This window comes from Sphingomonas sp. CCH9-F2 (assembly GCF_001556735.1).
Lineage (GTDB): Bacteria > Pseudomonadota > Alphaproteobacteria > Sphingomonadales > Sphingomonadaceae > Sphingomonas > Sphingomonas ginsenosidimutans.
In genome coordinates this window covers 1-8,056 of the sequence record NZ_LSJO01000420.1, presented here as the reverse complement: position 1 = coordinate 8,056, position 8,056 = coordinate 1, and the positions used below count along the sequence as shown (strand labels likewise).

At 68.0% G+C, this 8,056-nt stretch carries 9 protein-coding genes; 3 read left to right on the top strand and 6 right to left on the bottom strand.

Annotated features, from left to right (window positions below; translation table 11 throughout):
- Positions 1–165 (bottom strand): prepilin peptidase (locus AX685_RS11955; RefSeq protein WP_231738825.1); only part of this gene is annotated, 165 nt, incomplete at its 3' end.
- Between the two features lie 4 nt (positions 166–169).
- Positions 170–418 carry a hypothetical protein gene (locus tag AX685_RS11950; RefSeq protein WP_066488957.1) on the bottom strand — a complete coding sequence of 83 codons (249 nt, stop codon included), beginning with the start codon at positions 416–418 and terminating at the stop codon, positions 170–172.
- A 125-nt stretch (positions 419–543) separates the two neighbouring features.
- On the opposite strand from AX685_RS11950, the gene AX685_RS11945 reads away from it, so the two are divergent.
- Positions 544–1,731 carry a thiolase family protein gene (locus AX685_RS11945; RefSeq protein ID WP_066488952.1) on the top strand — a complete coding sequence of 396 codons (1,188 nt, stop codon included), beginning with the start codon at positions 544–546 and terminating at the stop codon, positions 1,729–1,731.
- Between the two features lie 192 nt (positions 1,732–1,923).
- Positions 1,924–2,895, top strand: coding sequence for a glutathione S-transferase family protein (locus AX685_RS11940; protein WP_066488951.1), 972 nt, complete (start codon positions 1,924–1,926; stop codon positions 2,893–2,895).
- A gap of 7 nt (positions 2,896–2,902) precedes the next feature.
- Here the strand turns inward: AX685_RS11940 and AX685_RS11935 are convergent, their stop codons facing one another.
- Positions 2,903–4,999, bottom strand: coding sequence for a prolyl oligopeptidase family serine peptidase (locus AX685_RS11935; protein ID WP_066488948.1), 2,097 nt, complete (start codon positions 4,997–4,999; stop codon positions 2,903–2,905).
- 56 nt (positions 5,000–5,055) lie between these two features.
- Between AX685_RS11935 and ppk2 the strand changes: the two genes are divergently transcribed.
- Positions 5,056–5,805: a polyphosphate kinase 2 gene (gene ppk2, locus AX685_RS11930; RefSeq protein ID WP_066488945.1), complete on the top strand. Its 750-nt coding sequence runs from the start codon at positions 5,056–5,058 to the stop codon at positions 5,803–5,805.
- A gap of 7 nt (positions 5,806–5,812) precedes the next feature.
- Here the strand turns inward: ppk2 and AX685_RS11925 are convergent, their stop codons facing one another.
- From AX685_RS11925 to nadA, 3 genes are all read right to left on the bottom strand, one after another.
- The gene (locus AX685_RS11925) at positions 5,813–6,235 is read right to left on the bottom strand and encodes a hypothetical protein (protein ID WP_082740850.1); all 423 of its coding nucleotides are present in this window, start codon (positions 6,233–6,235) and stop codon (positions 5,813–5,815) included.
- Positions 6,232–6,891, bottom strand: coding sequence for a SatD family protein (locus AX685_RS11920; RefSeq protein ID WP_231738824.1), 660 nt, complete (start codon positions 6,889–6,891; stop codon positions 6,232–6,234). The genes AX685_RS11925 and AX685_RS11920 overlap by 4 nt, the downstream gene beginning before the upstream one ends.
- 73 nt (positions 6,892–6,964) lie before the next feature.
- The gene (nadA, locus tag AX685_RS11915; protein WP_066488944.1) at positions 6,965–7,963 is read right to left on the bottom strand and encodes a quinolinate synthase NadA; all 999 of its coding nucleotides are present in this window, start codon (positions 7,961–7,963) and stop codon (positions 6,965–6,967) included.
- Between the last annotated feature and the right edge of the window lie 93 nt (positions 7,964–8,056).

Below are 8,056 nucleotides of genomic sequence, written 5' to 3'. Positions count from 1 at the left end.
GCTCAGGATCGGCACCAGATCGCGCGCGGTCAGCACCCGCCCGCACCCGTCGCAGGCGGATCGCCCGCGCGCGACGCTGCGCTCCATCGGCCAACGCACCGCGATCGTCGCCAGGAAGCTCCCGGCGATCGCCCCCAACAGTCCCAGCGCTGCGGCCCAGATGATCGCGTCAGTCACGTCGCCGGATAAGATAGCGATAGACGCCGAAGCTGTTGACCCCCAGCAGCACCGCATTTTGCGCGCCCAATGGATGATCCCCCGACAGCACCGCCCCGCTGATCCACGCCATCGAGGAGGTGACGAACAGCGCCATCCCCCACCCGGTCACGCGCCGCCCCGAATCGAGCGAGACCATGAAGGCCGCGATCGTGCCGCTGATCGCGGCATACCATTTGAGCGTCAGCAGCAACGTTTCCACCCGTCCGCGCTACGCGACCGCGCCGGCACCGCCTATGACGCCGATCAAGCGCGCTGCGCACGGGGATTTGTCATGCCGCCCGCGACGTCTTATGTGCAGCGCAACATTCAGAGAGAGGAAGCATCATGGCCACCGATCCCGTCGTCATCCTGTCCTATGCGCGCACCCCGATGGGCGGGATGCAGGGCGCGCTGGCCGATGTGGCCGCGACCGATCTGGGCGCCACGGCGGTGAAGGCCGCGGTCGAGCGTGCCGGGATCGACGGCGCCGATGTCGAGCGCCTCTACATGGGCTGCGTGCTGCCTGCCGGCCTAGGTCAGGCGCCCGCGCGCCAGGCCGCGATCAAGGCCGGGCTGCCCAAGTCGGTGCAGGCGACCACCGTCAACAAGGTGTGCGGTTCGGGGATGCAGACCGTCATCATGGGCGCGGAGGCGATCGCCGCCGGCTCGGCCGACGTCATCGTCGCGGGCGGCATGGAAAGCATGACCAACGCGCCGTACATCCTCAAGAAGCATCGCTCGGGCGCGCGGATCGGCCATGACACCGCCTATGACCATATGTTCCTCGACGGGCTGGAGGACGCCTATGAGGCCGGCCGCGCGATGGGCACCTTCGCGCAGGAAACCGCCAACGAATATCAGCTGACCCGCCAGGCGCAGGACGAGTATGCGCTCGAATCGCTGCGCCGCGCGAAGGACGCGATCGCCACCGGCGCGTTCGCGGACGAAATCGTCGCCGTCACCGTCGCGACGCGCAAGGGCGACGTGACCGTCGACACGGACGAACAGCCCGGCAAGGGCCTGCCCGACAAGATCCCGACGCTCAAGCCCGCCTTCGCCAAGGACGGGACGATCACCGCCGCGACCAGCTCGTCGATCTCCGACGGCGCCGCCGCCCTGGTGCTGGCGCGCGAAAGCGTCGCCGCGGCCAAGGGGCAGAAGCCGGTCGCGCGGATCGTCGCGCACGCCGCCCATGCGCAGGAACCCGCCGCTTTCACCACCGCCCCCGTCGGCGCGATCCAGTCGCTGCTGAAGAAGGCCGGCTGGTCGATCGACGATGTCGACCTGTTCGAGATCAACGAGGCGTTCGCCTGCGTCGCGATGTTCGCGATGCGCGACCTGGGCATCCCGCACGACAAGATCAACGTCCATGGCGGCGCGACCGCGCTCGGCCATCCGATCGGCGCGTCCGGCGCGCGCATCGTCACCACGCTGATCGCCGCGCTGAAGCGCCACGGCAAGAAGCGCGGCGTCGCCTCGCTGTGCATCGGCGGCGGCGAGGCCACCGCGCTGGCGATCGAACTGGTCGACTGATCGCGAGCGGGGGGCACGGGATACCCGTCGCCCTCCCTCATCGGCAAACATCTCAGCAATAGCCACGGTGCTCCCGCGCAGGCAGGAGCACCAGCTGGCACAGTCGATCCGCGCGACGTTCGCTTGGGCTGCCACTACCGCGGGATACCGGGGCGCGCTCGATCGTATGCCCTTCATCGACGGGAGCGCATGATGGGCAAGATGATCGACGGCGTATGGCACGCCGGCAAGGTGACCGAGGACAGCAAGGACGGCAGCTTCCAGCGGCAGGATGCGGGTTTCCGCGACTGGATCACCGCCGACGGCGCACCGGGGCCGGACGGTCAGGCCGGGCGCCCGGCCGCGGCGGGGCGCTATCACCTCTACGTCAGCTATGCCTGTCCGTGGGCGCATCGGGCGCTGGTGGTCCGCGCGCTCAAGCGGCTGGAGCCGCTGATCGACGTGTCGGTGGTCGATCCGGTGATGCTGGACGACGGCTGGACCTTCGCCACCGGCAATGGCGGCACCGGCGATCCGCTGCATGGCGCCGATTTCCTGTGGCAGCTCTACGCCCGCGCCCGTCCCGGCTATACCGGCAAGGTCACGGTGCCGGTGCTGTGGGACCGAGAGACCGGTACGATCGTCAGCAACGAATCGGCGGAGATCATCCGCATGATGAACACCGCCTTCGATCATCTCGGCGCCGCGCCGGGCGACTTCTACCCCGCGGCGCTGCGGGCGGAGATCGATGCGGTCAACGCGCCCGTCTATGACGAGGTCAACAACGGCGTCTACAAGGCCGGTTTCGCGACGACGCAGGACGCTTACGAAGCCGCCGCGACCCCGCTTTTCGCGCGTCTGGACGCGCTCGACTCGCGACTCACCGACGCGGATTGGCTCGTCGGGGGGGTCCTGACCGAAGCGGATATCCGCCTTTTCACGACATTGGTGCGCTTCGACGCGGTCTATCACGGTCATTTCAAGTGCAACAAGCGCCGGATTCAGGACTTTCCCGCGCTTGAACGTCATCTCGAACGCCTGCTGACCCTGCCCGAGGTCGCCGCCACCGTACATCTCGACCACATCAGGACGCATTATTACGCCAGCCACCGCGATCTGAACCCGCACGGTATCGTGCCGATCGGCCCCGATCTGCCGTGGTCGGGGCTGGTAAAGGGGGCCTGACGCCCCCTTATTTGCCCATCAGTTCGCGGCGCAGGAACGCGTCCAGCAGCGCCGCACGCCGCGCGTCCTCGGCATGATCCGCGCCCACGGAATGCCCGCCCTCCAGATATTCGTGGAAATAAACGCGGTTTCCGTGCGCTTTCAGCAGCGCCGCCAGCTTGCGCGCGTGCCCCGGGTGCACCCGGTCGTCCTTGGTCGACAGATAGAACAGCACCGGCGGGTACCGCACCCCCGCCTTCACGTTCTGATAGGGCGAATATTTGCGGATGAATGCCCAGTCGGCGGGCTTGTCCGGGTCGCCATATTCGTCGATCCACGACGCACCCGCCGACAGATGCGTGTACGTCTTCATGTCCTCCAGCGGCGATCCGGCGATCACCGCACCGTACAGATCGGGGCGCTGCTGCATCGCCACGCCGACCAGCAGGCCGCCGTTCGAGCGCCCCGAAATGCCGATCTTCCCCTTCGCCGACACGCCGGTTTTCACCAGATCCTCGGCGACGGCATGAAGGTCGTCGAACACGTTCTGCCGCTTCTCGCGCAGCCCCGCCTGGTGCCAGCGCGGGCCATATTCCCCCCCGCCACGCAGGTTCGCCAGCACATAGGCGCCACCCTGCTCGACCCAGAACAGCGCCAGCGGCCCCGCGCGATACGGCTGGTCGGTCAGATAGGTCGGCGTCTGCGCGTTCTTGAACCCGCCGTAAGCGTGGATCAGCGCCGGCGCCGGCCGCGCCGCGCCCTTCTTCGTCACCAGGAAATAGGGCACGCTCGTCCCGTCGCGCGACGTCGCGAACCGCTGCACGACATCGAACTGCGCCGCATCGAACCGCGCCGGCAACGCCTGCACCGCGCGCGGCGCGGCGCCCCGTTCCACCGCATAGAGCGTCGGCGGGGTCAGCATCCCTTCCACCGTCGCGAACGCCATGTCCTGCCGCCCCGCGGCCGCCGCCAGATGCACCGTGCTGTTCGCAGGCAGCGCCACCGGCGCCGACGTCCACCTGCCGTCATTACCGCGCGACAGCGCCACCAGCCGCCCCTGCACGTCGTCCAGCAGCTTCACCCACAGCACATGGTCGCTCGCCGACACCTCCTCGATCGCCTGCCGCGCGTTCGGCGCCAGCACCAGTTCTGGCGCGGGCGTGCGCCCCTGCGCCAGATCGACCAGCGAATAGGCGACCAGCGCCCCCGCCGGGATGCGCCCCGATGCGCGGTTCAGCTTCACGACCACGCGCCCGTCGATCACGTCCTGCAGGTCGCTTCCCGCCGGCGTCGGCAGCTTGCCCAGCCCGCCACCCGGCAGCAGCAGGCGATATTCATGCTCGAAGAAGGTCCGCCCGACGTCGACGAACGACCAGCGCCGCGCGCCATCGGCGTATCCCCAGACATCGGCCTCCACGATGCTTGCCGGCGCCTCGAAGACCGTCGTCGCCTGCGCCAGCGGGGTGCCGCGCCGCCAGACTTTGACGATCCGCGGATAACCCGACGTCGTCAGCGATCCCGCGCCCCAGTCGGTCGCGACCAGCAACGTGTCGCGATCGATCCAGGTCGCGCGGCTCTTCGCCTCCGGCAGGACGAAGCCGCCGTCGACGAACCGCCCGCTCGCCAGATCGAACTCGCGCACCACCTGCGCATCCGTCCCGCCGGGGCTGAGCCGCACCAGGCAGCGCGCATAATCGGGCGCCAGGCAGCTGGCGCCATGCCACACCCAGCTTTGGCCTTCCCGGCGGCCTAGCGCATCGACGTCGATCACCGTCCGCCACTGCGGCTTGCCCGCCAGATAGCCGGACAGGTCGGCGATCCGCCACAGCCCGCGTGGGTTGGTCGCATCGCGCCACAGGTTGACGACGCGGTCGCCCAGCACCTCGTCGGGCATCGCGATCTGCGCCTCGTCGTCGAGGATCGCCCGTGCGCGCTGCACATCGCTGGCGTAGCGCGGGTCCCTGGTCAGCGCCGCCTCGGTTTCGGCGTTCCACGCCTTCACCTGTCCCAGCGCCCGCGCACCCTCGATATCCTCCAGCCAGGCATAGGGGTCGGCGACCGGTGCGGCGGCGATGGTCATCAGCGGGGCGAGCGGCAACATGGTTGCGGCGAGGAAACGTTTCATGCCTTTATGCGTAGCTTCGGCAACGAATGCCCACAAGTTGATCGAAAGGCACGCGATTGGCCAAGCACCCGGAAGACGACGACGCGCTCCAGCTCGGACTGGTGCGGATGCAGCAGGCGATGGCCGCGGACGGCAGCCGCGCGGTCGTGGTGCTGGAGGGCCGCGACGCGGCGGGCAAGGACGGGACGATCCGCGCCGTCACCCGCCACCTGTCTGTGCGCAACACCCGCGTCGTCGCGCTGCCCAAGCCCAACGACCGTGAGCGGACGCAATGGTTCTTCCAGCGTTATATCGCGCATCTGCCGTCGGCGGGCGAGCTCGTGATCTTCAACCGCAGCTGGTACAATCGCGCCGGGGTGGAAGTGGTCAACGGCTTCTCCACGCCCGAGGAACAGGGGCAATTCCTGCGCGATGCGCCCGATTTCGAACGGATGCTGGTGGAAAGCGGCATCCGGCTGGTCAAGCTGTGGCTCGATATCGGCCGCAAGGAGCAGAAGAAGCGGCTCGACGCGCGCCGCACCGATCCGCTCAAGGCGCTGAAACTGTCGAACCTCGACGCGATCGCGCAGAAGAAGTGGCGCGAATATTCGGCCGCGCGCGACACGATGCTGGACCGCACCCACACGCCCGTCGCGCCCTGGACGTGCGTCCATGCGGACCACAAGAAGCCCGCCCGCGCCGCGATCATCCGCCACCTGCTCCACACGCTCGCCCCGGCGGACGTGGCGGGGGAGATCGACCTGCCCGACCCGGATATCCTGTTCCCCTACGATCCCGAAACGGCGCAGGACCGGCTGGCGCGCTGAGCGGCGCTCAGCCGCCCGGCTTGCCGACCAGCGGGACGATCGCGGCGGCGATGTTCACGCCGACGTGGCGGTCATAGGCAAGCCAGGCGGTGGTCACCGCGATCGCCCACAACAGGCTGAACAGCGACCCGACGAGGAAATATTCGGCGGGCAATTGCTTATCCAGTTCCTTGAAACGCGCGATCGTCTTCAGCGCGATCACCGCCGCCACCGCTTCCCAGCTGTGGACGATCAGCCCGATCGCGATCACCATCCGCTCCAGCGCGCCGATATAGCGGCCCGCCGCCGCCGTCGATTGCGCCACCCCCGCCATCGCATCGCGCAGGCCGATCAGGTTGACCATCAGGCGGCACGCCCAGTTGCCGGTCATCGTCAGCAGCAACAGCGCGGCCGCGCTATAGGCGAGTGCATGCAGGGCCGCCCCGGTCACGGCCGGTCCTCCCAGCCAAAATCGATCGACGACAGGGTGTTGTGGATCGCCTCCCACAGCAGTTGATAGGCATCGCTCTGCCCCGCGGTGCGCACCTTGTAGACGCTATGCGTCGACACGCCGCGCCGCGCCGCGATGTCCTCCACGCTGCTGCCGTCCAGCGTGGCGACGATGTCCTCGCGCTGGCGCGCGGTCCAGCGCCGCTCGATCGCGGTCAGCCCGGCGCCCATCGCCAGCAGGTTCAGTTCGTCCTTGGGCCGACGGTTGAGCGCGAACAGATACAGGCTGGTGTCGCGCTTGCGGTCCAGCATCGCGCGCGCACGCGACAGCCCGTCGCCCATCATGTTCCATGCGCGCTCGGGGTTGACCGGGGTGTCGATCGCCACTTCGCCCACCAGCACGCGGCAGGCGACATCCTGCGCCATCAACGCGAAGCGAACGCGGCGGGCGATGCGGATCGCATCCGCCAGCGTGTCGGCCAGCCCCTGGAATTCGTCCCCCAGCGTGATCGTCAGCGGGGAGACGAGCGTGGCGCGCTGCGCCGCATTCACGTCGTCGATGGCGGCGTTAAATACGCGGTGCAGCGCGCGCCGCGACGTCGCGGCTTCGCTGGCGACCAGATCGCCCATGACGACGGCATAGGTGCGCGCTTCCACCCGGCCAATCTATGGGGACGCCGCCAAAATTCAACCAAATTCGGGTCATTCCAGAAAATGACCCATTGGTGGGTCAATCGCCGGTCACCTTCGCAGGGCCAAGATCACCCTGCCCCACCGTGCCCCCGGCCATCGCCAGCATCGCGTCGAGGCTGTTCTTCGCGCGCAGGCGCAGGTCTTCCTCGATCTCGATCCGCGGGGTCAGGTCGCGCAGTGCGACGTACAGCTTTTCCAGCGTGTTCAGCGCCATATACGGGCAGATGTTGCAGTTGCAATTGCCGTCGGCGCCCGGTGCGCCGATGAACGTCTTGTCCGGCAACGCCTTTTCCATCTGGTGGATGATGTGCGGCTCGGTCGCGACGATCAGCGTGTCGCCGGTCATCGCATAGGCATATTCCAGGATGCCGCGCGTCGAACCGACGTAGTCGGCATGGTCCAGGATCACCGCCGGGCATTCCGGGTGCGCGGCGATCGGCGCGTCGGGGTGCTGCGCGCGCAGCTTGAGCAGCTCGGTCTCGCTGAACGCCTCGTGCACGATGCACACGCCCGGCCACAGGATCAGGTCGCGCCCGGTCTTGCGCGCCAGATAGCCGCCGAGATTGCGGTCGGGACCGAAGATGATCGGCTTGTCCGCCGGGATCTGGCTCAGGATCTTCTCCGCGGAGGAGGAGGTGACGATCACGTCCGACAGCGCCTTCACCGCCGCCGAGCAGTTGATGTACGTCAGCGCGATCGCATCGGGATGCCGCGCGCGGAACGCGGCGAACTGTTCGGGCGGGCAGCTGTCCTCCAGCGAACAGCCGGCGTCCATGTCGGGCAGCACCACGGTCTTGTGCGGCGACAGGATCTTGGCCGTTTCCGCCATGAACCGCACCCCGCAAAAGGCGATGACGTCGGCATCGGTCGCCTGCGCCTTGCGGCTGAGGTCCAGGCTGTCGCCGACGAAATCGGCCAGGTCCTGGATCTCGGGCTTCTGGTAATAATGCGCGAGGATCACCGCATTGCGCTCCTTGCGGAGGCGGTCGATCTCGGCACGCAGGTCGAGGCCCTTGAGGCTGGTCGGCTGTTCCATCGCTGTCAGATGGACACCTTTGGTGACGCGATCAAGGCAATGTGCGTCACCAAAGGTGTCCATCTGACAGCGATGGAACAGCCGACCAGCCTC